Origin of the sequence: Altererythrobacter sp. C41 (assembly GCF_016803135.1) — a bacterium.
In the GTDB taxonomy this organism is placed as follows: Bacteria; Pseudomonadota; Alphaproteobacteria; order Sphingomonadales; family Sphingomonadaceae; genus Pelagerythrobacter.
The window spans coordinates 566,770-592,848 of the sequence record NZ_JAEVFE010000001.1 but is presented as its reverse complement, the minus strand read 5'-3'; the positions used below and the strand labels follow the sequence as shown (position 1 = coordinate 592,848).

Genomic DNA, 26,079 nt, shown 5'->3' with positions numbered 1-26,079 from the left:
ATGACTGAAACAAGCGCCCAGTCGCGCACGCGCCCTGTGGACGGCCGACACCCGACTTCGCTAAGGCCCCCCGCCTAATTGCGTTTTCAGGAAGGATCGACGTTTGCGAAAATTGGGGCTGATCGGCGGCATGAGCTGGGTGTCGACGCGCACCTACTACGACTGGATCAACCGCTTGGTACAGCGCCGCGCAGAGCCGATGGCGAGTGCGCCGGTGCTGATCGACAGCCTCGATTTCAGGCGGCTCTATGGCCTGCACGAGCCGGAGGACTGGCAGCGGGCGGCGCAGGTTCTCGGAGATTCGGCGCGCCAGCTCGAAGGGGCGGGGGCAACGGCCATCGTGATCGCGGCCAATTCGATGCACAAGGTCTACGACGAAGTGGCGGCGCAGGTCACGGTTCCGATCATCCACATTGCCGAATGCATCGGCAAGCGGATGCGGGAGGACGGGGTCGCCAATGCCGCACTGATCGGCACGCGCAACGTGATGACGGAGAACTTCTATCGCCAGCGCCTCGTTGCGCACGGGATCGATCTGCTGCCGCCCGACATGGACAACGTCGAGCAGCTCGATCGCATCATCTACGACGAGCTGATGCTGGGCAAGGCGACCCGCGATGCGCAACGTGCGCTCAAGACCATGATCACCCGCAAGGAGCAGGACGGGGCGGAGGCGATCGTGCTCGCATGCACGGAGCTCGAAATGATCGTCGACGTCGATGCCAACGTGCTGCCGATATTCGATTCCGCGCGCATTCATTGCGAGGCTGCGGTCGATTGGATCTTGGGGGAAAGTTGAACGGACCCGCACCGAGGTTGCCCGATTGTTCCCGTTGCCGCCCGCGCCGGGCTGACCTAGGCGGCGCGGCATGACCCGTGCGCTGTTCGCCGCCGATCCCGCCGCATCGCGCGGCCGCGAATTTCCTGAAGATCGCGCGGGCGCGCGCGGGCCGCGGAGCGAGTTCCAGCGCGATCGCGACCGGATCATCCATTCGATCGCCTTCCGCCGGCTGCGCTCGAAGACGCAGGTCTTCATCGCGCCCGACGGCGATCACTATCGTACACGGCTCACGCATAGCCTTGAAGTCGCGCAGATCGGGCGGGTGATCGCGCGCGCGCTGGGTCTCGACGAGGATCTGACAGAGGCGCTGTGCCTGGCGCACGACATTGGACACCCGCCCTTCGGTCATGCCGGAGAGGATGCGCTCCGGCAGGCGATGGAGGGCGAGGGCGGGTTCGACCACAACGCGCAGGCCCTGCGGGTGCTGATGCGCCTCGAAAGTCCGTACTGCGAACACGACGGCCTCAATCTCACATGGGAGCTGCTGGAAGGTCTGGCAAAGCATAACGGCCCGGTTGCGGAGCCGGGCTGGGCGCTGACCGAACTGAATGCCGCATTCCCGCTCGATCTCGGCCGTTATCCCTCCCTCGAGGCGCAGGTTGCCGCGGTGGCGGACGACATCGCCTACGACAATCATGACATCGACGACGGGCTGCGAGCGGGCTTTCTCGCGCTCGACGACCTGCTTTCGCTGGATTTCGTCGCAGACCAGTGGCGCGAGGTCGAAAAGCGCTTCCCCAACGCTCCGCGCGAGCGCCAGTTGCGCGAACTGGTGAGGGTGCAGATCGGCCTGATGGTGAACGATGTTATCGCGCAGACGCAGCGCGCCGCGGAAGGCATGGCGACGATCGACGACGTGCGCGCCGCGGGGCGCGCTCTCGCCACCTTCTCTCCCGCAATGGGAGCCCAGGAGCGCCGGCTGAAGCGTTTCATGTACGACCGGCTCTATTTCCATCCGGAGCAGCTCGCGACGGCCGAGCGCGCGCGCGAGGTCGTGGCGAAGCTCTATGCCGCTTACGCCGCCGATCCGGCAGCGCTGCCCGCCGCCTGGCGTGCTTCCCTGCCGGCCGAGCAACCGGCGCGGGCGCGGCATATCGGCGATTTCGTCGCGGGCATGACGGACCGGTTCGCGATCGATCAGTATGCGCGGATATTCGGCAGTCGGCCCGAAGGCCTGAGCAATGTCTGAGCTGCTGCGCATCGCGCTGGTCGGTTCGACCGGGCTGATCGGCAACACGATCATCAACCTCTCGATCGGGCGCGAGGACTTCCGTCTCGTGGGGCTCTCACGGCGCGAGGTTCCTCTGCCCCAAGGCGTTCGAATGGAGATGTTCGTCGCCGATCCGGCACATTGGGGCGAGGTGTTCGAAGCCGTGCGGCCCAAGGCCCTGATCTGTGCGCTGGGCACGACCTGGCGCAAGGCGGGGGAGGACGAGGCTGCCTTCCGCGCGGTCGATCACGATCTCGTGCTGGAGACGGCGCGCGCGGCGAAGGAGCACGGGATCGAGCGAATGGTTGCCGTCAGCTCGGCGGGCGCCTCGCTCGCGTCCAAGGCGTTTTACCTGCGTGTGAAGGCGGAGATGGAGCGGGATCTGGCCAAGGTCGGGTTCAAGCGCCTCGACATCCTGCGTCCCGGTCTGCTGCGGGGCCCCCGCGTCGACGACCGACGCCCCGGGGAACGGATCGGGATCGCCATGAGTCCGCTGACCGATTTCTTCCTTCGCGGCGGAATGCGGCGGTTCCGCTCGATCCCGGTACAGACGGTAGCCGAGGCGGCGCTGGGGCTGACCATGCGCAAAGCCGCCGGGCGCTTCATTCACGATAACGACGGCATCCGCCGGGCCGCGCGCGAGTTCCCGCAGCCCGTCGACGCCTGAGGCGAAAAAGGGGGCGCGCGCGAATGTGGCCGACGATCTTTGGTGCGACCAACCTCGTCGCGCTTGCCGCATGGGCGATCCTGCTGTTTCTGCCGCGCCGTCCGTTCGCGATGGCCAGCGTGCTCTATCTCGGCATCGCCCTGCTGTGCCTGGTCTACACGGTTCTGCTCGTACTGCTGGTGACCGGTGCGGTCGATCCCGTGCGGGACGCGGGGGCGGCCTGGTCTGCCGATTTCTCACTCGCCGGCATCAAGGCCCTGTCCCGATCCGACGGGGCGGTCGTGCTCGGCTGGACCCATTACCTCGCGTTCGATCTATTCGTCGGGTTGTGGATCGCGCGCGACGCCGATGCGAAGGGATTCTCCCGGATCGCCCAGGCCCCCGTGCTCCTCACGACCTTTCTGGCCGGGCCGCTCGGTCTCCTGATCTGGCTCGCCATTCGGGAACGCCGCGCACGTGCGTCGGGCCGGTGGGCATGAAGCGCCACGCACCCGCTGCCGGGCGCAACAGCGAGCCGATCGCGGCCGTGCTCGAAGTCGAGCTGCCGGCGCGGGGAATCGTGCTCGAGATCGCGAGCGGTTCGGGCGAGCATGCCTTGTTCTTCGCGCGCCGCTTTCCGCATTTGTCATGGCAACCGAGCGACCGCGAGCCTGATGCACTGGCTTCGATTGCGGCGTGGCGGGAGGAGGCGGGGCCCGGAAACCTGTTGCCCCCGGTTGAGCTCGACGCCTCCTCGGTAGCCTGGCCGGTAACGCAGGCAGACGCGGTTCTGTGCAGCAACATGATCCACATCAGCCCGTGGGCGGCAGCCGAGGGTCTGTTCGCGGGCGCGGCGAAGATCCTGCCGCGGGGTGCGCCGCTGATCGTCTACGGCCCGTTTATCGAACAGGAAGTGGAGACGGCGGAATCGAATCTGACATTCGATGCAAGTCTTCGCGCTCGCGATCCCGCCTGGGGACTACGCGATCGTGCGGCGGTCGACGCACTGGCGAAGGACACGGGCTTCATCCGGTCGGCGCGACATGCAATGCCGGCCAACAACCTTACACTGATCTACCGGCGCAACTAGCTCGCAAATACGCCCGCCGGATCCCTCCGACGGGCGCATGTGGCCCGGAACCGGGCCTTGTCCGTGGCGTGCGATCAGATTGCCTCGTCGCCGGCTTCGCCGACGGATTCGATGTCTTCCCCGACGCCCTTCACCGTGTTGCAGGCCGTTGCGGCGAGCGAGAACGCGGCAATTCCTGCGGCGAGTAGAATCTTGCGGACCATAACATGGCACTCCTTCGTTGCTCACTGCGAGCAGATGGAGGAAAAACGCAGCGCCGCGGCCGGGGTTCCGGCTGCCCGCCGCTTGCCGAGCATCGGCGCACCGCCCATATCGCGCCGCAATGAGCATCGGGCACTTTCTGACGTTCGCCAGCGAAGCGGAAATCACCGGCCTCTGGGGGCTCGGCTGTCTCGGTATAGCGCTCGTGGCGACACTGGCGGAGATCCGGCGCAATCGGCGCACGCGGATGGACGGCGTGGGCTGGGTCCCTTGGCGAGGCATCTTTCTGACCTCCGCGATCGTCGGCGGCGGTTTGATACTGCTGTCGGTGAAGGGACTGCTCGCCGGTTAGCGGGTCAGAGGCACGCTTCCAGATAGGCCTGATCGAACCCGAACTGGCGCGCCTTTTCCAGGGTGTAGGGGCGCAGGCCCGAACTGCGGAACTCGCCCAGGATCTTGCCGTCCTCGCTCTCGTCCAGATACTCGAACTTGAACAACTCCTGGGTGACGATCACGTCGCCTTCCATGCCGATTACTTCGGTGACGTTGGTCGTGCGGCGCGAGCCGTCGCGCAGGCGCTTGACCTGAACGATGAGGTCGACCGATTCCGCGATCTGGCGGCTGATGGCCTCCTTCGGAATCTTGATGTCGCCCATCAGGATCATGTTTTCCATACGGCCCAGGCATTCGCGCGGGCTGTTGGCGTGCAGCGTGCACATCGATCCGTCGTGGCCGGTGTTCATCGCGGCGAGGAGATCGAAACACTCCGCGCCGCGGATCTCGCCCAGGATGATGCGGTCAGGGCGCATACGCAGCGCGTTCTTGACCAGGTCTCCGATCGTGATCGCGCCCTGGCCCTCCAGGTTCGGCGGGCGCGTTTCGAGCGGGAGCCAGTGCGGCTGCTGCAGCCGAAGCTCGGCCGCGTCCTCGATCGTCAGCACGCGTTCGCCCGGGTCGATCATCTTCGACAGCGCGTTGAGCATCGTGGTCTTGCCCGAGCCGGTACCGCCCGAGATGACGATGTTCATCCGGCACGCGCCGGCGATCTTGAGCGCCGTCGCCATCTTGTCGCTCATCGACCCGAAGTCGCGCAGCATGTCGATGGTGATCGGCTTCTCGGAGAACTTGCGGATCGAGATCGCCGTACCACGCAGCGACAGCGGCGGCACGATGACGTTGACGCGGCTGCCGTCCTTGAGGCGGGCGTCGGCGAGCGGGGTCGTCTGGTCGACGCGGCGGCCGACCTGGTTCACGATACGCTGCGCGATCTGGAACAAGTGCTGCTCGTCACGGAACTTGATCGGCGCGACGACCAGCTTGCCTTTCTTCTCGATGTAGGTCTGATCGGGGCCGTTGACCATGATGTCCGAGACATCGGGGTCGTTGAGCAGCTCCTCCAGGGGACCGAAGCCGAGCAATTCATCGATCAGCACCTTCTCGAGCGCGAACTGCTCGCGCCGGTTGAGCGTGACCTTGAGCTCGGCCAGCACCTCCATGATGATGGGGCGAAATTCCTCGCTGAGCTCGTCCTTGGTCAGCGTCGCCGCCGCTTCGGGGTCCACGCGCTCGAGGAGGCGGGGCAACACCTGTTCCTTGATCTTGTGGACGCTGGCTTCGAAGCCGCCGATCTCGGCCTGCTGGTGGATCGCATTGGCCCGGTCCGCGAGGCGAGCCAGGGCATCGGACTTGTTCGGTGCAGCGGATTCCGACGGAGCGGTAGCGCTATCGCCCGGCAGAGGCGGAAACTGCTCGCCGCCAGGTTCCGGCGCCCGGCGCGCGTCGCCCCCCTTCATGGGTCGCGCCACACCGAAGGAGGGACGCGCCCCGGGCATACCCCCCGGTCCGTTCTTCCTGCCGAAAGCCGTCATTCCAAACCCCTTGGTCCACCCGCTCGACCTACCAGCACTGCGGGAGCGACGGTCTGCGGGAACTTGGTGAATAGATCGGAAAGTTTATTATTTTCCTAAGGCTGATTGATCAGACCCCGCCGGCACCTAATGGTGTGCCACCGCCGCGCTCGCCGTCGCGTTCGCGATTACCAGACACAGGATGACGATCATCACTGGATAGGTGTGATATAGCGAGCCTTCGAGCATCGCCATTGCCAGCAATCCGGTCGCTGTCCCAATTGATGCCAGCCGGACATCGGTCCACGTATGATTTCGCAGGTTCCGGACCGTCGAAGCCAGCATCAATGCCAATGCGGCTGTACCGATAAATCCCCACTGATAGAGAAACTGGAGGGGCGCGTTGTGGGGGTGGTTCAAGCCGTTGCCGGCGCTCACGATCTGAGATCGGAACTGACCTTCTCCGTGGCCGAGAAGGGGACGTTCGAGAACTGCTGCCCATGTCTCCTTCCAGATCGCTAAGCGCCCAGATGTATATGCATTCATATCGTCGTCGAAAAAGCTTCGGTCCATGATCCGGTCGAAGCCCCAGCTCTCATGAGGAACCAGTAAATATGATGTAGGAATCGCCGTCACGAGAGCGAGAGTGACGAGCATCGCCAGTGATGCGCGCTGCTTCCTTTCGCTTAGTACACCGACAACGATACCCGCGATGACGGCAGCAACAAACGCTACCCTGCTACCACTCACGATCGTCAGCCAAAACCCGAATGCAGTGCTCAGTGCGGCGAACCACCAGGGCCAGCCGCGGGAGACCGCGCCAAGACCGAGGGCGATGCCTACCAGTGTGATACCGTAGAAGCCCAGCTGTCTGATGTTGGTGATACCGATACCCACGCCCACCCAATTGAAATCAGGGTTGTTCAGTTCGGCCAATATCACCACGGTAAAGACGACGCCGAACAGGCCGACGCCTGCTGCGGCGCAGTAGAGAAAGCCTCTTTGGCGCAATCTCCAGCGACTCGTAACCAGACTCCAAAGCGCAAGCGCAAAGGATGCGTGGATGAGAGTAATAAACAGCAACGGCACCGCTGCAGCTCGCACGGGCGCAAAAATGAGGTTTGCGCACAGGACGGTCGCAAGCCAGACGACCGCTCCGAGACGGGTGATTGGGTGAAGCTGCGAGAACGCCCCGCGCAAGTCGAAGCCGGCGCCAACCGCGAGGATGATTACGGCGATTTCGGCCGCGAGCACGGGGAATGCGTAGAACAGGACTGCAGGGTAGTCCGCCGCGACAAGCCAGCTCGCCAAGGCGAAGGCCGGCGCTGCTAGCAGCAGCGCTACCCCTGCTAGCGCTGACAGACCGGTCGCTTGGCGGGGCATAGATACGTCGCGCCACGACGAGCGGAATTTCAACCTCGCACCGTCGACGTTTTGGACGACGTTCATCAAGCTCTCCCGTCTCGGCGTTCGCTTCCGGCTAACGCGTGCTGCTTAAGGTGCGGTAAACCACGATCTGTCGAATGCCGTTGCAGCGCTTCCGAAGTTGGAGCGCTTCCGAATTTGTTTGACGCGATATCATGATATGATATCGCGATATCATTATGCCGCGAATCCTCGCCGACCTTCCCGAAGATGACATCAGATGGCTCGATCGCCTTGCGGAGGAGCAGGGGAAGTCGCGCGCCGCGGTGTTGCGCGAAGCGGTGAGCGCCTATCGGGGCGAAAGCTCGACCGACTGGATCGATCGCGGGTTCGGTCTCTGGAAGGAGCGAACGGATCTCGGCGATGCGGCGACGTGGCAGCGGCGCGAACGGGCGTCCTCGACCCGGCCGTGGGACGATGATTACGAAGACGCGCGCGGCGAGTTTCCGGAGCTCTTCGATGCCGAGGACGACCGGCAGCGGCAGATACATCGGCAATTTTCCGGCAAGGGCGGCGAAAGGCCATGAGCGGCTTTGCTTTCGACACCGGTATCGTCATCGATGCGCTTCTCGGCATAGAGCAGGGGCGGGCGGAACTGCGTCGAGCCCTCAATCAGACCGGGCGCGCGTGGCTGAGTCGGATGGCCTGGGTCGAGATCATGTCGAAGAGTTCGGGGACCGAGTTGCGCGAGATAGAGCGTTTCCTGGCCGGGTTCGCGATAGATGAAATAGATTCGGAAATCGCCGATCGGGCGGCGGCGCTGCGCCGCGAACGCAAAGGTATTCGCTTGCCCGATGCGATCATCCTCGCCACGGCGCTGGTGCGCGGGCGCGTTCTCGTAACTCGAAATATCAAGGATTTTCCGGCCGAGATGCCGGGCATCCGCATACCTTACACACTCTGAAGGAAATACGGCTCTATGTGCGGAATCATCGGCATCGTCGGCAGGGATCAGGTTGCAGACCGGCTGGTCGACGGACTGAAGCGGATGGAATACCGCGGCTACGACAGCTCCGGGGTCTGTACCATTCAGGAGGGCAGGTTGATCCGGTGCCGCGCGGAAGGCAAGCTCGCCAATCTCGTCAAGGAGCTCGAGCACAACGCTGCGCCCGGCACGATCGGTATCGCGCACACGCGCTGGGCGACGCACGGCGCCCCCACAGCAAACAACGCACACCCGCACGCGACCGAGCACGTAGCGCTGGTCCACAACGGCATCATCGAAAACTTCAAGCCGCTCCGGGACGAGCTCACGGCCAAGGGACGCAAGCTCGAGAGCGAGACCGATAGTGAGGTCGTCGCGCACCTGATCTCCGAGGAAATCGAGAACGGCGCGTCACCGGAAGAAGCCGTCAGGACTGTTCTGCCGCGGCTGCGCGGCGCCTTCGCCCTCGCCATCGCATTCCGCGATCACCCCGATATGCTCATCGGCGCGCGCCTCGGTTCGCCGCTGGTCGTGGGATACGGCGAAGGCGAGACCTACCTCGGCTCCGACGCGCTTGCGCTCGCGCCGTTGACGCAGAAGATCGCCTATCTCGACGAGGGGGATTGGGTCGTCGTGCGCCGCGATGGGGCGCAGATCTTCGATGCAGAGAACAACCCGGTGGAGCGCGAGATCACCACGTCCGGCGCGTCGGCGGCGGCGGTGGAGAAGGGCAACTATCGCCACTTCATGCAGAAGGAGATCTTCGAGCAGCCGACCGTCGTCGCCCAGACGCTGCGCAGCTACGTGCACCAGGCGAACAACACTGTCGCGCTGCCGCAGATGGACTTCGATCTTTCGACGATCAGGCGCGTGACGATCGTCGCCTGCGGTACGTCGTACTACGCGGGGCTGGTCGCGAAATACTGGTTCGAGCACTTCGCGCGCGTGCCGGTGGACATCGACGTGGCGAGCGAGTTTCGGTACCGCGATCCCGTGCTGGAGGAGGGCGGCCTGGCCCTGTTCATCTCGCAGAGCGGCGAGACCGCGGACACGCTGGCGGCACTGCGCCACTGCAAGGCGGCCGGGCAGACCATCGGCGTGGTCGTCAACGTGCCGACCAGTTCGATGGCGCGCGAGGCAGACCTGCTGCTCCCGACCCATGCCGGACCCGAGATCGGCGTTGCCAGCACGAAGGCCTTCACCTGTCAGCTTGCAGTGCTCGCCGCGCTGGCCGCGCATCTGGCGGTGAAGAAAGGCCGCATGGACCGGGCCGAAGAGCAGGAAGTGGTGAAGCACCTGCTCGAAGCGCCGGCTGCGCTCAACGCCGCCCTCGATCACGACGAGGACATTGCCGGGATGGCGCACCTGATCGCACCTGCGCGCGACGTGCTGTACCTCGGCCGCGGGCCGGACTACCCGCTCGCGCTGGAGGGGGCGCTGAAGCTCAAGGAAATCAGCTACATTCACGCGGAAGGTTACGCTTCGGGCGAGATGAAGCACGGGCCGATCGCGCTGATCGACGAGGCAGTGCCGGTGATCGTCCTCGCGCCCTCGGGACCATTGTTCGAGAAAACGGTGTCGAACATGCAGGAAGTCCGCGCGCGAGGCGGCAAGATCGTGCTGATCTCCGACGCCGAGGGGCTGCTGGAGGCGGGCGAGGGGTGTCTGGCGACGATCCAGATGCCCAAGGTGCACCCGCTGATCGCACCGCTGGTCTACGCCGTGCCGGTGCAACTGCTCGCCTATCACACCGCTTGTGTGAAGGGCACCGATGTCGACCAGCCGCGCAACCTCGCCAAATCCGTCACGGTCGAGTGAGTGGCGGCGTCAATCGAGAAGCGCCGCGATCGAATCCTCTGCCACGCGCTCGACCAGGCGCCTTCGATGACCCGATCGGACTATAGGGCGCACTGCTTTATGGATATGCAAGCAGACGGCGCCCATCGACATGGTGGACGCCGATCGGAACATCATAGATTTCCTCGAGCACGTCCTGCCGGATAACCTCGTCAGGCGACCCGTCAGCAACGATGCGGCCGTCGCGCATGGCGATGATGCGGTCGGCGTAGTTTGCGGCGAACGCTATGTCGTGCACGACGATGACGATGGTTCGGGAGAGTTCATCCGCCGCGGTTCGGAACAGGCCGAGCATCTGCACGGACTTCTGCACGTCCAGGCTGCTCAAGGGCTCGTCCAGCAGGATGTAATCGGTCTCCTGCGCGAGAACCATGGCGATGAAGGCGCGCTGGCGCTGGCCGCCGGAAAGTTCGTCGAGATAGCGGTCGCCCAGAGCATCGAGATCGAGCTGCCGGATGGCCTGCTCGATGATGTCGCGGTCGGCCAGCGAGAGGCGGCCGTGGTTGTGCGGATAGCGGCCGAAGGCGACCAGATCGCGCACCGTCAGACGCAGCATGATGTGGTTATCCTGGCGGAGGATCGCGAGCCGCCGCGCCAGAACCGCGCCAGGCGTCTGATCCACCCGCATGCCGTCGATCGTGACATGGCCGGCGTCGGGGGCGATCAGGCGGCTCATGACGCCCAGCAGCGTGGACTTGCCGGCGCCGTTCGGCCCGATGATCGCGGTGATCCCGCCATGCGGGATCTTCACGGAGACATCGTCGAGCACGACGGAGGAGCCGTAGCGTTTGGTGACGGAGATTGCTTCGATCATCGACGGGGATCACGCAAGAGCAGCAAGATGAAGGTTATCCCTCCGGCGAATTCCAGGACCACGCGCAAGTTGGTGCCGAAGCCGAGCGCCTGCTCCAGCACCAGTTGCCCGGCCAGCAGCGCGATGACGGCGAGCAGCGTCGCCGCAGGCAGGATCAGCACATGGCGATGGGAGCGTATCAGCCAATAGGCTAGGTTGGAGACCAGCAGGCCGAAGAAGGTGACCGGGCCGACGAGCGCGGTGGAGATCGACACCAGGACCGCGGTGATCGCCAGGATCGCGCCCACGGTGCGCCGATGATCGACGCCGAGGCTGATGGCGCGCTCCCGACCCAGCCCGAGGACGTCGAATGCCGGCAGCATCCGCCAGGCCATCAGCGAGACGGCTCCGACCACGCCGTAGGAGAACGCGAGAAGCTGCGTGTCCGGATTGTTGAACGAGGCGAAGAACCTGTCCTGCAGGAACAGGTACTCGTTGGGCGAAATCACCCGGCCGGCGAATTCCGACAGGCTGCGGAACAGGATGCCGAGCACCACGCCCGTGAGGACCAGCAGGTGCAGGCTCCGCCCGCCGCTGTGGAACAGCAGGCGGTAGAGCAGGGCCGAAAAGCCGATCATCAGGGCCGCCTGGCCTGCAAAGAGCAGGCGCGGGTCGATGCCGGTGTAGCCCTGCGCGCCGATCGAGAAGACGATGAGCGTCTGGAGCAGAATGAAGAGGGAATCGAAACCCATGATGCCCGGCGTCAGGATCCGGTTGCCGGTGGCGGTCTGGAAGAGCACGGCGGAAACGGCCACCGAGTAGCCGACCAGCACCATTGTCAGGATCTTGGTTCCGCGGAATGGCAGGACGAAGTCCCACTGCCCGTTCGCGCCGACCGTGAGGAACAGCGCCACGCACAGCATCGCCCCGGCAAAAAGGCCGAACAGCGTCTGTCGGGAGGAGCGGATGGCGCTGTTAGCCAACCTGCCGCTCCCTTCGAAGCAGCAGCGCAAGGAAGACCGCGCCCCCGACCACGCCGACGACGGTCCCCACCGGAATCTCGTAAGGATAGCGAACCACGCGGCCGGCGATGTCGCACAGCAGGATCAGCGCCGCACCGGTGAGAGCCACCCAGGGCAGGGAGCGGCGGGCATTGTCGCCCATTCGCATGGCCACCAGGTTGGGGGCGATCAGCCCGACGAACGGGATCAGGCCGACCGTCACGACCACGCTCGCCGTGATGAGCGAAACGATCAGCAGCCCGATCGCGACGACCCTGTTATAGTTGATGCCGACGTTGACGGCGAATGTCTCGCCGATGCCGATGGCGGTGAATCGATCCGCGGCAAGGTAGCCCGCGAGCGCGAGCGCGAATCCGATCCAGAGCAGTTCGTAGCGTCCTGCAAGCACGCCCGAGAAGTCGCCGGCCATCCAGGTCGAAATCGACTGGAGCAGATCATAGCGATAGGCGAAGAACGTAGTGATGGAATCGATGACCCCGCCGAGCATCAGGCCGACGAGCGGCACCACCAGTGCCGAGCGATGGGGAATGCGGCGCAGGATCAGCAGGAACAGGAACGTGCCTGCCAGCGCGAAACCCCCGGCAACGAGCATTCTCGCCAGAACGGAAATGCCCGGGGCGAGGAGCATTACCGCCAGGACGCCCAGCGCAGCGGATTCCGCCGTGCCGGCCGTGGCAGGCTCTACGAAACGGTTGCGGGCGATCATCTGCATGATCAGCCCGGCTATGGCGAGCGAACTCCCGGCCAGGACCAGCGCGAGGGTTCGCGGGACGCGGCTTTCGCGCAGCAGAGCCGAGGCGTTGCCCCCGGAGCCTGAGAACAGCTCTTCCAGGTGCAACGTCCCGGCCCCGATGGTGAGGCTGACGAAGGCGAGTGCGGCGACGCCCGTCCACGCGAGGACGAGCCTGCCGTTACGTTCGAACAATCTCGATCACTGGCCTTCTGCGGAGGTGCCTTCGGCACGCTCGTAGGCAGCCGCGATCTCGTCGACCATGGTCTGGGTGGATTGCAGGCCGCTGCCGACAAGGTACCAGGCGACGGGGTTGAGATAGACGACCTGATCGTTCTTCCACGCGTTGGTCTCCCGCACGAGCGGATTGTCGAGCAGGCGCTTGGCCGCATCGCCCTGGCCGATCGCCGCGTCCCGATCGATCACGAACAGCCAGTCCGGATTGCGCTCGCGGATGAATTCGGAACCGATCGCCTCGCCGTGAAGCGACGTATCGAGGCCTTCCGCCGCGGTGGGTACGCCGAAGTCGGTGTGGATGACCCCGAAACGGGATCCGGGGCCATAGGCGCTCATGCGCCCGCCGGTCGTCAGGACGATCAGGCCGCGGCCCCCCTCGGCGGTGCGGGCGCGGAGGTTCTCGATCGATTGCTCGAGGCGCGCGATCCGTTGCTCGGCCTCGTCGGTCTTGCCGAAGATCGCGGCGAGCATGCGCGTGTTTGCGACGGTCGTCGCGATCGGCGCATTGTTGTCCGTGCGCATGTCGATGGTCGGCACCATTCCGGCGACCTGCTGATACTTCGCGCTCGAGCGGCCGCCGGTGATCGCGAGGTCCGGCTGCAGTGCGTTGACCGCCTCAAGGTCGGGCTCGAACAAAGTGCCCAGCTTCGCATAGCCGTCTTCGCCGTACTTGCTGAGATAAGGCGGGAAATTGTCGCCCGCGACACCTGCCACGCCGACGCCCAGAGCATCGAGTGTGTCGAGCGCCGACAGGTCGAATACCGCCACCCGAGCAGGGCTTGCGGGGATTTCGGTCGTGCCCTGTGCATGGGTTACCGGCTGCGTTTCCGACGCGCCAGGCTGGGCGGATGCCGAAGGATCGCCGCATCCCGCCAAGAGCAGCGCGGCGGCCGCAAGACCGCCCAACGCCGAAGCTTTCTTCCACATTACAATGTCTCCGTTAGCGATTGAAGCAACAGTATCGGGAGGATCCCTCAGAACCGCGCGGCCACGCCCAGCCAGACGCGCGCAGGATCGATGACATAGGCGTAGTCCGCGTAGGCGAGGCGCTTGTCGAACAGGTTCTGGACACCGCCGTGCAGCGTGAACGCCGGCGAAATCCTGTAGGAGCCGCCGATGTCCACGGTCGTGTAAGAGGCGGCCACCACGTTCTCGCCGCTGATCTGCGCTTCGGTGACGGCCTCCTCTCCGCGATAGACCGCGCGCAGGTAGCCGCTGAAACGATCGTCCGGCCGCCAGCTCAGCGATGCGCTGGCCTGCTGCTTGGGCGTGTCGTTGAGCGCCGCGCCCGCGGCGGGGCCGGTCAACTGCTCGGAATCGGTCAGGGTACCTGTGGCATTCAGCCTGACCGCCTGCGTAAGCCGCAGGTTCACGGTCGCCTCGATGCCGCGCACACGCGCTTCGTCTATATTGACGTAAGTGGTCGGGGGACGGCCGATCGAGCTCAACGGTTCATCGACGCACCATGCGCCCGCTTCCTCGCAGGTGATGCGGGTGATCTTGTCCTTGAAGCGCGTGTCGTAGGCGGCGAGGCTCGCTTCGAGAGGTCCGCCGTCATAGAGCAGGGAGGCTTCGAGCGTGCGCGACGTCTCCGCTTCCAGATCGGGGTTCCCATAGATGGTCCCGCCGCGGCTCATTTGACCCCAGTCAGGAAGAGTCTGGCGCAGGTTCGGGGCACGGAAGCCTTGCGAATAGCCGCCCTTCAGCGTGAATTCCGGAGTGATGTTCCACACGGCGTAGATGCGCGGCGTCCAATGGGAACCGTACTGCTCGTCGTCATCCATGCGGATGCCGCCGGTCAGCTTCAGATTGTCCAGGATACTGAGTTCGTTCTCGGCGAAGAGCGCCCAGTTGGTGCGTGTGGCGCCGGTGCGCGTGGATCCGGACAACCCGTTACCGGTCAGGTCGGTCAGGTCCTCATGCCGATAGAACAGCCCGACGCTCAGGACGTTGGCAGGCAGAGGCACCGTCCAGATCGACTGCCCCACCGTGTTCTTGATCCGCTTCTTGCCCTCGACGTGCTCCGCATCCTCGTACTGGAGGTAGCTGTCCGAGTCGGCGAAACCCCAGTCGCCGTTATGGCTGAGCGAGGCGACCCAGCGGTTCTGCGTCATCGGCGCTTCGGTCCCCTCCGGCTCGGTCGCCGAAACTTCGACGGTCTTGCCGGCGGTGGAGACGGTCTTCTGCCGGTAATAGCCGCCTTCGAGGATGAAGCGGTGACTGGAGCCTGTGTCAAAGCCCAGTTTGGCGGCGATCGACTCGTCCTCGCGCTCGGGTGTGCCGCCGACGACATCGTCTTCCTCGCGCCGGTTGATCGACCCCTGCACCTGCAGGCCGACCGCGTTTCCGACAACGGGGCCGGAGATGTAGAAATTGCCGTCGTAGAAGTTGCCGTAATCCTCGGCGAGCTGGAGCGTGCCGTTGACGCGGAGGCTGCCGCGCCAGCTTTCGGCAATGCTGCGGGTGATCACGTTGACCACACCGCCCATCGCGTCGGACCCGTAAAGCGAGGACATTGGGCCGCGGACGACTTCTATCCGCTCGATCGCTTCCAGCGGAGGCAGCAGCCCGCCCTCGCTGATGCTGCCCCCGTTGGTGCGGGATTCGCGCGAACTGAGCCGCCGCCCGTCGACGAGGATCAGCGAGTATTGCGGCGACATGCCGCGGATCGAAATATCACGGCTGTTCCCTTCACCGGGTGTCACCGTAACGCCGGGAATCTCGAGCAGAGCATCGGTCAGCTCGCGATAGGGCAGGCGCTCCAGCTCTTCGCGCGTGATGACGCTGATCGACGCGGGCGCGTCCTTGACCTGCTGCTCGCGCGAAGTGGCGGTCACAACAATGGCGTCCGGATCGGCGGCCACCTCGGCATGAGCGGGAACCGCGAACGCCAGGCTCGGAAACACGGCGGATGCGAGCAGGCGGCGGCAAAGCGCGTCGTTCATCAATTCTTCGAGACCCCTTGAGGGCAACCGGTTTATTGCGATTGCTTCTCAAGTGCGACTGCCAGCCGGAATCAGAGGCGGCAAATATCCAGATCGGATTTCGGTCTTTCGCGAATTGAATGATGTGGCTCGGCCAGCAGGTCGCGCAACCAGACCGAAGCGGCGTCGCGCGCGGTTCGCTCATGCCACAAGAGGCGATAGTCGAAGGTGCCGATTTCCTGCGGCGCACCGCGACAGCCGAGGCGGTGCGCGGCCGCGAAATAACGGGCCGCGCGGGTGGGAAGGGTGACGACGGCGTCGGATTTGCCGATCACTTCCGCGGATGCCCCGAAGTACGGCAATCGCGCGACGATCCGCCGGCGCCCGAGTGAACCGAGGCGGCTCTCGATGCGGTCGAAATCGTGCTCGCCTACCGTCAGTGCGATGTGCGGCCATTCGAGAAATTCGTCGAGCGGAATGGCTGATCGCCCGCGCGACAGGGGATGTCCGGCGCGGAAAAGGCAGGAGAAGTCCTCGGTGAAGAGATAGCGCTCGTGCGTCTGGCTGGGGTTCGGATCGAGGCCCGAGACGAGCAAGTCGACGTCGCCGGCAGCGAGCTCGTCGGTCATGCCCCCCTTCAACGGCACCACCTCGATCGACGCCTGCGGTGCGAGCGTCATGAACTTCGGCAAAACAGGCGCGATGACTGCGGAGACGCCGAAGTCGGTCGACGCGATGCGGAACCTGCGCTTCAGGCGCAAGGGGTCGAACAGCGGCGGTTCGAGCAGTGCTTCGGTCGCCGCGAGCCACTGCTGCAGCGGCGCGACCAGTTCCTCGCCGCGGCGCGTGAGCGTCATGCCGCCGCCCTTTCGCACGAGAAGCGGATCTTCCAGCAGCCTTCGCAATTGCGCCAGTGCCCGGCTGACCGACGGCTGACTGGTCTTGAGCTGGAGGGCCGTGTGCGTGACGCTCCGGGTCTTCAGAAGGATTGCGAGGATGACCAGCAGACTGGGATCAACACGGGTGGAAATCGCGACAGCTCCTATTGCGAATCATTCGCACACTGTCGCGGAAAGTGGGCGCGGGTCAACTCCCGCGAGGACGGCGTGGTCGAAGCCGGCGAAAAGCGAGCTAGGTCGCTTTACGAAGGAATTTCGCGAAACCTGGGTGCTTTAGACCCAAAATCGCATCGGGTCCCAAGCGGGAATCTAGCCGATCCCGGGCTCTGCCGAATTGCGCCGCGATCGATCGAGCGCGCGTTTGCCGAGATGTCCGGCCGAGTAGAACAGGAAGGCATAGATCAGCTTCACCAGGAAATTGAGCGCCATGCTCTCGGCGGTGAAGCTGAGGTGTCGTTCGACCGCGGTGAAGACCGGGCTGTTCGTGGTGACGAGGCAGAGCGCCGTCGTCCCTGCGGCAACCACCGGCGCAATCGGCAGGCCGGAGCGCCACCGATCCGAAAACCAGCCGATGACGAACATCGCAAGCCAAGTTGCAATCAGCATCTCTCCATCTCCTCTCCGTTAGCCGGCCCTCTTTCGGAACCTGACTGTCATCCCATCGCCCTGGTGGCGGTCTCCTTCTTGCTGCGCTTTTTTCTCCGCGCTCTATTTGCATGCACAATGTGCAGAACAATCGGTCCGCAGGCAAGGGCGGCCGCGCAATATGACTGCGTGCTCCATCCCGTGCGGGGATATAGTGCGATAGAAAGTGCGGCGGTAAGCGGCGGTTAGCCTGTGCGGGCCGCAGCCTGCCTCTCGATCAGAGGACGGCAGTTCCGATCACCGGAAACTCGGGGACGTGCAGCCGCGCCGGGCCGCGGTCCTCAGGCGGCGACCAGGCCCTTTACGGCGCTTTCGAACAAGGCGCGGCCGTCGCTGCCGCCGTGATCGGATTCGATCGCGCGCTCGGGGTGGGGCATCATGCCGAGCACGTTGCCGGCGTGGTTGAGAATGCCGGCGATGTCGCGCCGCGAGCCGTTGCACGCGTCGAGGTAGCGGAAGGCGACGCGGCCTTCGCCCTCGATCCGGTCGAGCGTGTCCTCGTCCGCGAAATAGTTGCCGTCATGATGGGCGACGGGCAGCATGATCTTCTGCCCCCGGTCATAGCCGCCGGTGAACAGCGACTGGCTGTTCTCGACCCGCAGCGGGGCGATGCGGCAGGTGAAGGTGAGCTGGGCGTTGCGCATCAGCGCGCCGGGCAGCAGGCCGCTCTCGGTCAGAACCTGGAAGCCGTTGCACACGCCGAGCACGGGCACGCCGCGCTCCGCCGCCTCGATCACCGCGCGCATGATCGGGCTGCGGCTCGCGATCGCGCCGCAGCGAAGATAGTCGCCGTAGGAGAAGCCGCCGGGGATACCGATGAAATCGAGCCGCTCGGGCAGCTCCGCATCGCCGTGCCACACGCGCATTGCCGGCGTGCCCGAGACCTTCTCGAGCGCGACCGCCAGATCGCGGTCGCAATTGGAGCCGGGGAAGGTGATGACTGCGGAGCGGAAGGCCATCACGCCGCCTCCATGCTCTCGATGCGGAAGTTCTCGATCACCGTGTTGGCCAGCAGCTTGCGGCACATGTCCTCGAGCTCGGCTTCGCTCGTGCTATCCGCAACGTCGAGCTCGATCAGACGGCCGACGCGGACGTCCTCTACTCCGGTGAAACCCAGGCCCTCGAGCGCGTGGTGAACCGCGCGGCCCTGCGGGTCGAGCACGCCGGGCTTGAGGCTGACATGGATGCGGACTTTCATGGGGCGGCGCGCCTTTCGCTAAGAGTGCTCATCGACTCGCGCGCAGCCTATGGCTTGCTGCGCACCGCAGGGCAAGCTGTGCCTTGAACAGGGAAGGCGCGAAACCTTGGGTTTTTGGCAAGGTGGGAATGCTAAGGCCGGCGCGATGAAGATCGATCTCGTCTACAATCCGGCGGCGGGCAATTTCCGCCAGGCACGGCTGGACGCGCTGATTGCGGCGTTTTCCATTCGCGGAGTCTCCGTCTCGCCGGTGGCGAGCCAGGTCGACGGCGCCTGGCTCTCGGGCCAGGCGGACATGGTCTGCGTTCACGGCGGCGACGGGACCTTGCGTGACACGGTTCAGGCGCTGGGCGAAAACGCGGGCAGGGTGCCGCTGGCGATCGCCCCGTCGGGCACGATCAACCTCGTCGCCCGCGAACTCGGTTACGCGAGAAATCCCGAACGGCTTGCGGAGCAGGTTCTTGCCGCATGGGAGCGCGGGCCCGAAAGCTGGGTGCGCGCGCCGCTCTACCGCCTCGGTGAAATGCCGATCGTCGCTTGCCTCAGCATCGGGCCCGACAGTCATGCGGTCGCGCAGGTTTCCGGCGCGCTCAAGAAGCGGCTCGGGCGCTACGCCTATGTCGTCGCGATCATGCGCCAGCTCCGGCGCTGGCCGCGCGACACCATGACGATCAGCGGCGAGCTTGCCGACGGAACGGCTTTCTCCTGCGAGGCCGAAGCGGCGATCGCCTCGCACGGCGCGCTCTACGCCGGTCCGTTCAGGCTCAGCCCGCGAGCCGCGCTGGCGGCGGATTCGGTGGAACTGATCACGCTGCGCCGCTCGACCCGGCTGGGCACGCTGGCGCTTTCCGGCGCGGCGATGCTGCGCCTGCCGCTCGATCGCCTCGGTCTCGCCGAAATCCGCACCGTGCGCCGCGTCGTGTTCGATCGCTGCGTCAGCCCGGTGCAGGTCGATGGCGACCATATTCCGGACTGCGCCTATGCGATCGGGCCGAGCGGAACGGCGCTGCAGTACGTGATCTGACGCTTCTTCGCGCGGAGGCGGTCTAGAACGCGCTGCCCGTCAGCGCGTCGATGGCGCCTTGCAGGATCACGGCTGCGGCGTGGCTGTCGATGCGTTCGGCGCGCTTCCTGCGGCTCATGTCCTGGCCGATCAGATCGCGCTCGGCACTGGTGGTGGACCAGCGTTCGTCCCACAGGAGGATCGGCAGCGCGAGGCGTTCGGAGAGATTGCGGGCATAGGCCCGGCTCGCCTGCGCGCGCGGACCCTCGCTCCCGTCCATGTTGCGCGGCAGGCCGAGGACGAGACCCTTTACCCGCCGCTCGCGCACGATTGCGGTGAGCGCCTCCAGATCGCGGCCGAACTTGCCGCGGGGCAGGGTCTTGCCCGCGGTGGCGAACTGCCAGCCCGCATCGCAGGTGGCGGTGCCGATCGTCTTCGTCCCGAGGTCAAGCGCGAGCAGCGTGCCGCCGCCGGGCAGGGCGGCACCGAACTCGGCGCTGCTGTCGGTGATCAGGGCCGCGCTGCCCACGCCTCGACCCGATTGGCGACATCCTGCTTCACGTTCTGCCAGAACAGCGGGATGTCGTAGACGTGGTAGTTGTTGCCCGGCAGCACCGCGCTGCCGACTTCGGGCGGATCGCCGATCAGCAGCAGGCCGCGTTCGTTGCAGCGGGCGGGCACCGCGCCCGGAACCAGCTCGCCGGTCGAATAGTCGGCGTTGGGGATGAGCGTCCCGAGGTTGGCCTCGGCCGGCGCTTCGCCGCCGATCCCGCCGGTGAGCGGGTTGGTGCAGAGGATCGGGCTTTCGCCGCGCATCGTCCCATCGAAGCCGCGCGAGCCGCTGTAGGCCTCGATCACGCGGGCCGGATCGGCGGGTTCGGCGAACGTCGACCAGCTCATGATGCAGCCGGCCTGCGAGGGGGTGGCGCATGCGGGAAAGCCGAGCGCGGGCAGATCGTGCTCGACCGAGATCGGCCAGCCCACTGCGTAGATCGCCGCGACACGGCCCGCCGACGGACTGTTTGCGAGTTCCTCCCGCAACAGGCGGAGCAGGTGAAGCGCGCCCTGGCTGTGCCCTGCGAGCACGATCGGCACGTCTTCGTCGACGCTGGCGACGAAGAAGTCGAACGCCTGCTTCACATCGTCGTAAGCGGCATCGATCGCCTGCTGCGCTTCGGGGGAATCGGTCAGGAATGCGCCGAAGGTCGCCTGGCGGTAGCGCGGGGCCCAGATCTCGCTCGCCTGGTTGAACGGGCTCGCCATGCCGCGAACGTAGATGCGCGCGATGCTCTGCGATTGCTCGTCGTCGAGCGGCGCGTTCCAGTTGGCGCTGTCGAGATAGCTCGTCGGATGCACGAAGAAGACGGCGAAGTTCTGGCTCGCCTCGCCGGCCTGCGGCAGTTGCCGTCCTTCACCGCGCATGGCCGGCTGCCAGCGCGCCGCGTCGTCGAGCCCGATCCCGGGGCGGGAGAGCCACATCGCCGGGTCCTGATAGGCGTTCGTCTCGAGCGGCTTCTGCTCGACGAATTCGCTGCGCGGGACGTAGGCGATCTCGGCCAGATCGTCCCAGTAGAGCCGCAGCGCGAACACCGCCACCAGGGCGAGAACGATCAGAACGGCAATGAAGTAGAGAAACTTGCGAGCCATCAGGCGCTTGCCTCGTTCAGCCTGTTATCGTTGTCGAGGCGCTCCGCCCGGCGTTCCAGCGCCACCTTGATCATCGCCAGCATGGGGTCGGCCAGCGCCAGCCCGAGGATGCCGAACACGACGCCGGAGATGAGCTGGGCTCCGAGAACGAGCGCGGGCGCCAGATCGACCGTCTTCTTCGCGATCATCGGGACCAGGATATAGCCGTCGAAGTTCTGCACGAGCAGATAGACGAAGATCGTGTAGAGCCCCATGTCGGTGCCGCCCGAGAACCCGACCAGCACCATCAGGACGCCCGAAATCAGCGCGCCGATGTTGGGGATGAAGGCGAGCAGGCCGGTCAGCAGGCCGAGCAGCGCGGCCATCGGGACCGGACCGATCCCGATCAACTGTCCGCCGTAGGCGAGCAGCGCCCAGGTGAAGAGACCTTCCGCGAACATGCCGAACAGGCGCCCCGCCAGAAGCCGGCGCAGGGTGAAGGACATGTGCTCTATGGTATCGTAGAACGCGCTCCGCTGGTTCTCCGGCACCATCCAGGCGACGCCGCGCTCGTAGAGGTTCGGATCGATCGCGATGTAGATGCCGATGATCAGGATCAGCAGCAGCGTCGCCAGACCGCCGAAGATGCCGCCGATCGCACGGGTTACGGTTCCCACGCCGCTGACGAGGCTGCCGACGACGTTCTGGACGTCGTCCTGGCTGATCGCGAAGCCCTGCTCGCGCAGCAGCGCCAGCAGACGGCCCAGTTGCTCGCCGACGATGGCGGGGAATTGCGCGGCCTGCTGGGAGATCTGCGAGCCGGCGAAGTAGCCGAGCCAGGCGAGGAACGCGACCATCGCGACGATCACGATCGCGACCCGCCACCCGCGCCCGATCCTGAGCCAGCGGCCGAGCAGGCGCGCACCGCCGTCGATCATCGACGCGAAGACCATCGCCCCGAAGATGACCAGCAACGACTGCGAGATATAGACCGCGAGGACCGCAAGCCCGATCACGGCGGCCCAGATGACCGCGCGCGCCGCTTCGTAGCGCAACTTGGGACTTCCGATGTGGGTTGGACTGACGCCCATCGGCGCGTCCGGTGCTTCGTCAGTCTTGCTCACTCTCGGCGCCCCCATCGGCGATTGCGGGCCGCAGTGTGGTCCAGGCGCGGTCGCCGCGCAAGGAGGTGAACCACGTGATCGGGTTGAAGCTGGTCGTGCCGTCGAGCGAGAACGTGATGAACTCTGCCCGGCCGCCGATGTTCGCCAGCGGAACCGGCCCGCCAAGCCCGCGCGAGCCATACTCGCGGCTATCCGCCGAATGGTCGCGGTTGTCGCCCATCACGAACACATGCCCTTCGGGCACGGTGATCTCGGCGAAGTTGTCGAGATCCTGCGTCGTGTGATCGACGACCAGATAGCTCGCGCCGTTCGGCATGGTCTCGCGGTAGGTCGGCATTTCGCAGACGGCCTCGCCGGAGGACGTGGTCGTCCGCATGCCTGGGTAGGTGTAGGGATCGCAGGGCGAATTGTCGTCGACCGGGATCTGCACGGGCGGCTCGACCGCGCGCGGGACCGGCGTGCCGTTGAGCACGATCTGCCCGCCCACCACCGCGATCCGGTCGCCGGGGAGGGCGACGACGCGCTTGATATAGTCCTCGTCGCGCTCCGGATGGACCGGAATCACGATGTCGCCATATTCCGGCGTCGCGGGCCAGATGCGCCAGTCGCCGCGAGGCATGAGGTGGAAGGAAATCGAGGCCCAGCTCCAGCCGTAGGGATACTTGCTCACCACCAGCCGGTCGCCGACCAGCAGGTTCGGCATCATCGATTCGCTGGGGATGTAGAACGGCTTGGCGACGAAGCTGTGGAAGCCCAGCACGGCGAGCAGCATCAGTGCCAGCCCGCGCAGTTCGGAGACCCAGTTGATCTTCTCGCGCTCTTTCGCCTTTTCGGTGGTCGTTTCGCTCACGGTCGGATTTTCTGCGGTCAAAGGGGTCGGGCCTCTATCACGACGAACGCCTGCGCCCATGGGTGGTCGTCGGTTAGGGTGAGATGAACGACCGCCTCATGGCCGGGCGGCGTCAATTCCGCAAGCCGCTTGGCCGCGCCGTTCGCCAGCGCGAGCGTGGGCGCGCCCGACGGCGCGTTCACCACGCCGATGTCCTTCATATAGACGCCGCGGAAGAATCCGGTGCCGACGGCCTTGGAATACGCCTCCTTGGCGGCGAAGCGCTTGGCGTAGGTGCCCGCGCGCGTGAAAGGGCGCTTGGCGGCCTTGGCGCGTTCGATCGCGGTGAAGCAGCGCTGCTCGAAACGCTCGCCGTGCCGGTCGAGCGCGGCCTGGATGCGCTCGATGTTGCAAAGGTCGGAGCCGAGGCCGATGATCACCGCGCCCGCCTCACCGCGCGTCGTCCATCAGCTCGCGCATCGTGCGCACGGCCTGCTCAAGCCCGACGAACACGGCCTCGCCGACGAGATAGTGGCCGATGTTGAGCTCGGCGAGCTGGGGGATGGCGGCGATCGGCTGCACGTTCTCGTAAGTGAGCCCGTGGCCGGCGTGCGGCTCGATCCCGTTCTTCGCGGCGAGCGCGGCCATGTCGGCGATGCGCTTCAATTCGCGCGCGCGATCCTCGCCGGCGGCGTGGGCGTACTCACCGGTGTGGAATTCGACGACCGGCGCGCCGAGCCGGATGGCGGCATCGAGCTGGCGCTCGGTCGCCTCGATGAACAGGCTGACGCGGATCCCGGCATCGATCAGCCGCGAGACGACCGGCGCGAGCTGGTTGTGCAGACCCGCCGCGTCGAGGCCGCCTTCGGTCGTTCGCTCCTCCCGCTTCTCGGGCACGATGCAGGCAGCGTGCGGCTTGTGGCGCAGCGCGATCGCCAGCATCTCGTCGGTGGCGGCCATCTCGAGATTGAGCGGCAAGTCGGTCGCCGCCTGGATCCGCGCGAGATCTTCGTCGCGGATGTGCCGCCGGTCCTCGCGCAGGTGCGCGGTGATGCCGTCGCCGCCGACGCGGGCCACGATCTCCGCCGCACGCACCGGATCGGGATGGGCTCCGCCGCGCGCGTTGCGGATGGTCGCGACGTGATCGATGTTGACGCCGAGGCGGAGCCGCCCGGCCACTTACTTGCGGCTCCCCGGCTTGGTGACCGGCACCGCCGCGAGTTCGGCGGGAACTTCATCCTCCGCATAAGTCGGGAAGGTGATGTCCAGCAGCGCGTGATAAGGGACGTCGAACGTCACCCCTTCGCCGCGACGGTCGACCAGCGAGACAAGTCCGACGACCTCGCCGCCCGCCGCCTCGACCGCCTTCATCGCCTCCTTGGAGGAGAGGCCGGTGGTCACGACGTCCTCGACGACGAGCACTTTGTCGCCCTGCTTCAGATCGAAGCCGCGGCGGAATTCGAACGTGCCTTCGGGCCGTTCGAGGAAGATCGCCTCCTTGCCGAGCGCGCGGCCCATCTCGTGACCGATGATGATCCCGCCCATCGCAGGGGAGACCACCTTGTCCACCGAAGCGCGCAACTCGCGCGGCATCTTCGCGGCCAGCGCGGCGGCGAGGCGGCTCGCGCGCATCGGCTCCATCAACACGCGCGCGCACTGCAGGTAAAAGGCGCTGTGGCGGCCGGAAGAGAGCTTGAAGTGCCCTTCCAGCAGCGCGTCGCTCGTGCGGAACTCGTGGAGAACTTCGTCTTCTGTCATCGAGGTTTGCGGTCCGTTTCTGGAGCGTTTCGCAGCGTTATCCGCCGGTTTCGGATTTTTCTCCTAGAAGCGCTTGAGGCAGGGGGCAAGCGGGCGTATAGGGCCGCCCAGACCTGTCCCCCGACGGGGTTTTCGCGGCTGCATATTGCAGTCTCTCAATGACAAGAACGGAAAGCGTCGGACAGATGAGATTCGGTGACTGGCCCCAAGGGGCTACGCGGTTCGTAATGGTTTTCTGGGCAGCGATCGCGCTCGCCCTGGCGCCCCAGGGTGCGTTCGCGCAGGATGCGGCGGAAGCGCCCGTGGCGGAAGCCGCGCCTGCCGAGGCGGCCGCTGCGCCCGCCGGCGATGCGGCGCCCGCAGCGGGTGGCTACGAACCGCTCGGTCCCGAGTGGATCAAGGGGCAGCCGACCGCGGGCGGCTGGGACGTGCAGGACCAGTTCTCGCCGATCGGCGACACGGCTTCCGGTCTGCACGTCGGCCTCATGTGGGTCATGGGCCTCATCTGCATCTTCGTGCTTGCGTTGCTGGTGTGGGTGATCGTCCGCTATCGCCGCGGCGCCAATCCGACCCCGTCGAAGACGACGCACAACACCTTCATCGAAGTGGTCTGGACGCTCGTCCCGGTTCTGATCCTGGTCGGCATCGCGGTCCCCTCGATCTCGCTGCTTTCCGACCAGTACGAATCCCCGCCCGAAGATGCGGTGACGATCAAGGTCACCGGCTATCAGTGGTACTGGGGCTACGGCTATCCCGACAACGGCGGGTTCGAGGTGATCTCGAACATGATGCCGGAGGATGAGGCGAAGGCGAAGGGCCTGCCCGCACTGCTCGAGGTGGACAACCGCATGGTCGTGCCCGTCGATACGCCGCTGCGCATCCAGACGACCGCGGCCGACGTCATCCACTCGTTCGCGGTGCCCTCGCTCTGGTTCAAGATCGACGCGGTTCCCGGCCGCCTCAACGAGCGTCTGCTGACGATCGACGAGCCCGGCATCTATTACGGCCAGTGCTCCGAACTGTGCGGTGCGCGCCACGGCTATATGCCGATCGCGGTCGAGGCGCTTCCGCGCGATCAGTGGGAGGCCTGGGTCCGTTCGCAGCCGGGCGGCAGCGTGGGTGACGAGGCCGAAGCGGCTCCTGCCGCTCCCGCCGCGGCGCCGGCCGCCGAGGGCGGCGAGGCCGCTCCCGAGAATGCCGACGGCGCCGAAGCCGCCGCCGCAACCAATTGATAGAAGTCGAAGAGAAA

30 protein-coding genes are annotated in these 26,079 nt (G+C 65.7%); 11 read left to right on the top strand and 19 right to left on the bottom strand.

The genetic code is table 11. The features are described from left to right. Positions 1-103 precede the first annotated feature (103 nt). The 5 genes from JNO53_RS02840 to JNO53_RS02820 all read left to right on the top strand — a co-directional run bounded on the left by JNO53_RS02840 (position 104) and on the right by JNO53_RS02820 (position 3,787). The gene (locus JNO53_RS02840) at positions 104-799 is read left to right on the top strand and encodes an aspartate/glutamate racemase family protein (protein WP_203107406.1); all 696 of its coding nucleotides are present in this window, start codon (positions 104-106) and stop codon (positions 797-799) included. A gap of 70 nt (positions 800-869) precedes the next feature. Then, positions 870-2,030 (top strand): deoxyguanosinetriphosphate triphosphohydrolase, encoded by a 1,161-nt coding sequence (locus JNO53_RS02835; protein WP_203107404.1) that lies wholly within the window; start codon positions 870-872, stop codon positions 2,028-2,030. Further along, positions 2,023-2,718: an NAD(P)H-binding protein gene (locus JNO53_RS02830; protein ID WP_203107402.1), complete on the top strand. Its 696-nt coding sequence runs from the start codon at positions 2,023-2,025 to the stop codon at positions 2,716-2,718. The genes JNO53_RS02835 and JNO53_RS02830 overlap by 8 nt, the downstream gene beginning before the upstream one ends. 23 nt (positions 2,719-2,741) lie before the next feature. Further along, positions 2,742-3,197 (top strand): ABA4-like family protein, encoded by a 456-nt coding sequence (locus JNO53_RS02825; protein ID WP_203107400.1) that lies wholly within the window; start codon positions 2,742-2,744, stop codon positions 3,195-3,197. Continuing rightward, complete coding sequence (locus tag JNO53_RS02820; protein WP_203107398.1) at positions 3,194-3,787, top strand: DUF938 domain-containing protein; 594 nt, start codon at positions 3,194-3,196, stop codon at positions 3,785-3,787. Before JNO53_RS02825 ends, JNO53_RS02820 begins: the two co-directional genes overlap by 4 nt. Positions 3,788-3,861: 74 nt before the next feature. On the opposite strand, the gene JNO53_RS02815 is transcribed toward JNO53_RS02820, so the two are convergent. Further along, complete coding sequence (locus tag JNO53_RS02815; RefSeq protein ID WP_203107396.1) at positions 3,862-3,990, bottom strand: entericidin A/B family lipoprotein; 129 nt, start codon at positions 3,988-3,990, stop codon at positions 3,862-3,864. A gap of 119 nt (positions 3,991-4,109) precedes the next feature. Here JNO53_RS02815 and JNO53_RS02810 point away from each other — a divergent pair, with 119 nt between their 5' ends. Next, a complete protein-coding gene (locus tag JNO53_RS02810) occupies positions 4,110-4,340 on the top strand; it encodes a hypothetical protein (protein ID WP_203107394.1) in 231 nt (76 codons plus the stop codon). A 4-nt stretch (positions 4,341-4,344) separates the two neighbouring features. Here JNO53_RS02810 and JNO53_RS02805 read toward each other — a convergent pair whose 3' ends face one another. Beyond that, on the bottom strand, positions 4,345-5,856 hold the full coding sequence (locus JNO53_RS02805) for a CpaF family protein (RefSeq protein ID WP_203107392.1): 1,512 nt from the start codon (positions 5,854-5,856) through the stop codon (positions 4,345-4,347). Between the two features lie 126 nt (positions 5,857-5,982). Then, on the bottom strand, positions 5,983-7,284 hold the full coding sequence (locus JNO53_RS02800) for an O-antigen ligase family protein (RefSeq protein WP_203107390.1): 1,302 nt from the start codon (positions 7,282-7,284) through the stop codon (positions 5,983-5,985). Positions 7,285-7,439: 155 nt separating this feature from the next. Between JNO53_RS02800 and JNO53_RS02795 the strand changes: the two genes are divergently transcribed. The 3 genes from JNO53_RS02795 to glmS are packed head-to-tail and all read left to right on the top strand — an operon-like array spanning position 7,440 to position 10,003. Then, positions 7,440-7,787 (top strand): ribbon-helix-helix domain-containing protein, encoded by a 348-nt coding sequence (locus JNO53_RS02795; protein ID WP_203107388.1) that lies wholly within the window; start codon positions 7,440-7,442, stop codon positions 7,785-7,787. Then, a complete protein-coding gene (locus tag JNO53_RS02790) occupies positions 7,784-8,164 on the top strand; it encodes a PIN domain-containing protein (RefSeq protein WP_203107386.1) in 381 nt (126 codons plus the stop codon). Before JNO53_RS02795 ends, JNO53_RS02790 begins: the two co-directional genes overlap by 4 nt. Positions 8,165-8,179: 15 nt before the next feature. Next, positions 8,180-10,003: a glutamine--fructose-6-phosphate transaminase (isomerizing) gene (gene glmS, locus JNO53_RS02785; RefSeq protein WP_203107384.1), complete on the top strand. Its 1,824-nt coding sequence runs from the start codon at positions 8,180-8,182 to the stop codon at positions 10,001-10,003. A gap of 97 nt (positions 10,004-10,100) precedes the next feature. Here glmS and JNO53_RS02780 read toward each other — a convergent pair whose 3' ends face one another. From JNO53_RS02780 to purS, 9 genes are all read right to left on the bottom strand, one after another. Next, positions 10,101-10,856: an iron ABC transporter ATP-binding protein gene (locus tag JNO53_RS02780; RefSeq protein ID WP_203107382.1), complete on the bottom strand. Its 756-nt coding sequence runs from the start codon at positions 10,854-10,856 to the stop codon at positions 10,101-10,103. Next, on the bottom strand, positions 10,853-11,818 hold the full coding sequence (locus tag JNO53_RS02775; protein WP_203107380.1) for an iron chelate uptake ABC transporter family permease subunit: 966 nt from the start codon (positions 11,816-11,818) through the stop codon (positions 10,853-10,855). Before JNO53_RS02775 ends, JNO53_RS02780 begins: the two co-directional genes overlap by 4 nt. After that, entirely contained in the window at positions 11,811-12,782 is a 972-nt protein-coding gene (locus JNO53_RS02770; RefSeq protein ID WP_203107378.1) for an ABC transporter permease, read from the bottom strand. Before JNO53_RS02770 ends, JNO53_RS02775 begins: the two co-directional genes overlap by 8 nt. Before the next feature lie 6 nt (positions 12,783-12,788). Further along, positions 12,789-13,751, bottom strand: coding sequence for a siderophore ABC transporter substrate-binding protein (locus JNO53_RS02765; RefSeq protein WP_203107376.1), 963 nt, complete (start codon positions 13,749-13,751; stop codon positions 12,789-12,791). Between the two features lie 47 nt (positions 13,752-13,798). Continuing rightward, positions 13,799-15,769, bottom strand: a complete 1,971-nt coding sequence (locus JNO53_RS02760) for a TonB-dependent receptor domain-containing protein (protein WP_203107373.1) — start codon at positions 15,767-15,769, stop codon at positions 13,799-13,801. A gap of 71 nt (positions 15,770-15,840) precedes the next feature. Continuing rightward, positions 15,841-16,746 (bottom strand): LysR family transcriptional regulator, encoded by a 906-nt coding sequence (locus JNO53_RS02755; RefSeq protein ID WP_338015292.1) that lies wholly within the window; start codon positions 16,744-16,746, stop codon positions 15,841-15,843. Positions 16,747-16,956: 210 nt separating this feature from the next. Then, positions 16,957-17,253 (bottom strand): hypothetical protein, encoded by a 297-nt coding sequence (locus JNO53_RS02750; protein ID WP_203107371.1) that lies wholly within the window; start codon positions 17,251-17,253, stop codon positions 16,957-16,959. 320 nt (positions 17,254-17,573) lie between these two features. After that, on the bottom strand, positions 17,574-18,251 hold the full coding sequence (gene purQ, locus JNO53_RS02745; RefSeq protein WP_203107369.1) for a phosphoribosylformylglycinamidine synthase subunit PurQ: 678 nt from the start codon (positions 18,249-18,251) through the stop codon (positions 17,574-17,576). Further along, positions 18,251-18,490 (bottom strand): phosphoribosylformylglycinamidine synthase subunit PurS, encoded by a 240-nt coding sequence (gene purS, locus JNO53_RS02740; protein ID WP_203107367.1) that lies wholly within the window; start codon positions 18,488-18,490, stop codon positions 18,251-18,253. Before purS ends, purQ begins: the two co-directional genes overlap by 1 nt. 145 nt (positions 18,491-18,635) lie before the next feature. On the opposite strand from purS, the gene JNO53_RS02735 reads away from it, so the two are divergent. Next, positions 18,636-19,514 (top strand): diacylglycerol/lipid kinase family protein, encoded by an 879-nt coding sequence (locus JNO53_RS02735; RefSeq protein WP_203107365.1) that lies wholly within the window; start codon positions 18,636-18,638, stop codon positions 19,512-19,514. 22 nt (positions 19,515-19,536) lie between these two features. On the opposite strand, the gene ruvX is transcribed toward JNO53_RS02735, so the two are convergent. Genes ruvX through pyrE form a run of 7 tightly spaced genes read right to left on the bottom strand, consistent with a single transcriptional unit; the run spans position 19,537 to position 24,830 of the window. Further along, positions 19,537-20,022, bottom strand: a complete 486-nt coding sequence (gene ruvX, locus JNO53_RS15320; protein ID WP_338015282.1) for a Holliday junction resolvase RuvX — start codon at positions 20,020-20,022, stop codon at positions 19,537-19,539. Further along, a complete protein-coding gene (locus tag JNO53_RS15315; protein WP_238401538.1) occupies positions 20,004-21,140 on the bottom strand; it encodes a DUF3089 domain-containing protein in 1,137 nt (378 codons plus the stop codon). The genes ruvX and JNO53_RS15315 overlap by 19 nt, the downstream gene beginning before the upstream one ends. Beyond that, on the bottom strand, positions 21,140-22,258 hold the full coding sequence (locus tag JNO53_RS02725) for an AI-2E family transporter (RefSeq protein ID WP_203107363.1): 1,119 nt from the start codon (positions 22,256-22,258) through the stop codon (positions 21,140-21,142). Before JNO53_RS02725 ends, JNO53_RS15315 begins: the two co-directional genes overlap by 1 nt. After that, positions 22,230-23,153: a signal peptidase I gene (gene lepB, locus JNO53_RS02720; RefSeq protein WP_203107361.1), complete on the bottom strand. Its 924-nt coding sequence runs from the start codon at positions 23,151-23,153 to the stop codon at positions 22,230-22,232. The genes JNO53_RS02725 and lepB overlap by 29 nt, the downstream gene beginning before the upstream one ends. Then, positions 23,111-23,512: a holo-ACP synthase gene (acpS, locus tag JNO53_RS02715; protein WP_203107359.1), complete on the bottom strand. Its 402-nt coding sequence runs from the start codon at positions 23,510-23,512 to the stop codon at positions 23,111-23,113. Before acpS ends, lepB begins: the two co-directional genes overlap by 43 nt. Positions 23,513-23,522: 10 nt before the next feature. Further along, positions 23,523-24,251 carry a pyridoxine 5'-phosphate synthase gene (locus JNO53_RS02710; protein WP_203107357.1) on the bottom strand — a complete coding sequence of 243 codons (729 nt, stop codon included), beginning with the start codon at positions 24,249-24,251 and terminating at the stop codon, positions 23,523-23,525. Beyond that, positions 24,252-24,830: an orotate phosphoribosyltransferase gene (pyrE, locus tag JNO53_RS02705; protein WP_203107355.1), complete on the bottom strand. Its 579-nt coding sequence runs from the start codon at positions 24,828-24,830 to the stop codon at positions 24,252-24,254. Positions 24,831-25,057: 227 nt separating this feature from the next. Between pyrE and coxB the strand changes: the two genes are divergently transcribed. Next, positions 25,058-26,062, top strand: a complete 1,005-nt coding sequence (coxB, locus tag JNO53_RS02700) for a cytochrome c oxidase subunit II (protein WP_238401536.1) — start codon at positions 25,058-25,060, stop codon at positions 26,060-26,062. Positions 26,063-26,079: the final 17 nt, after the last annotated feature.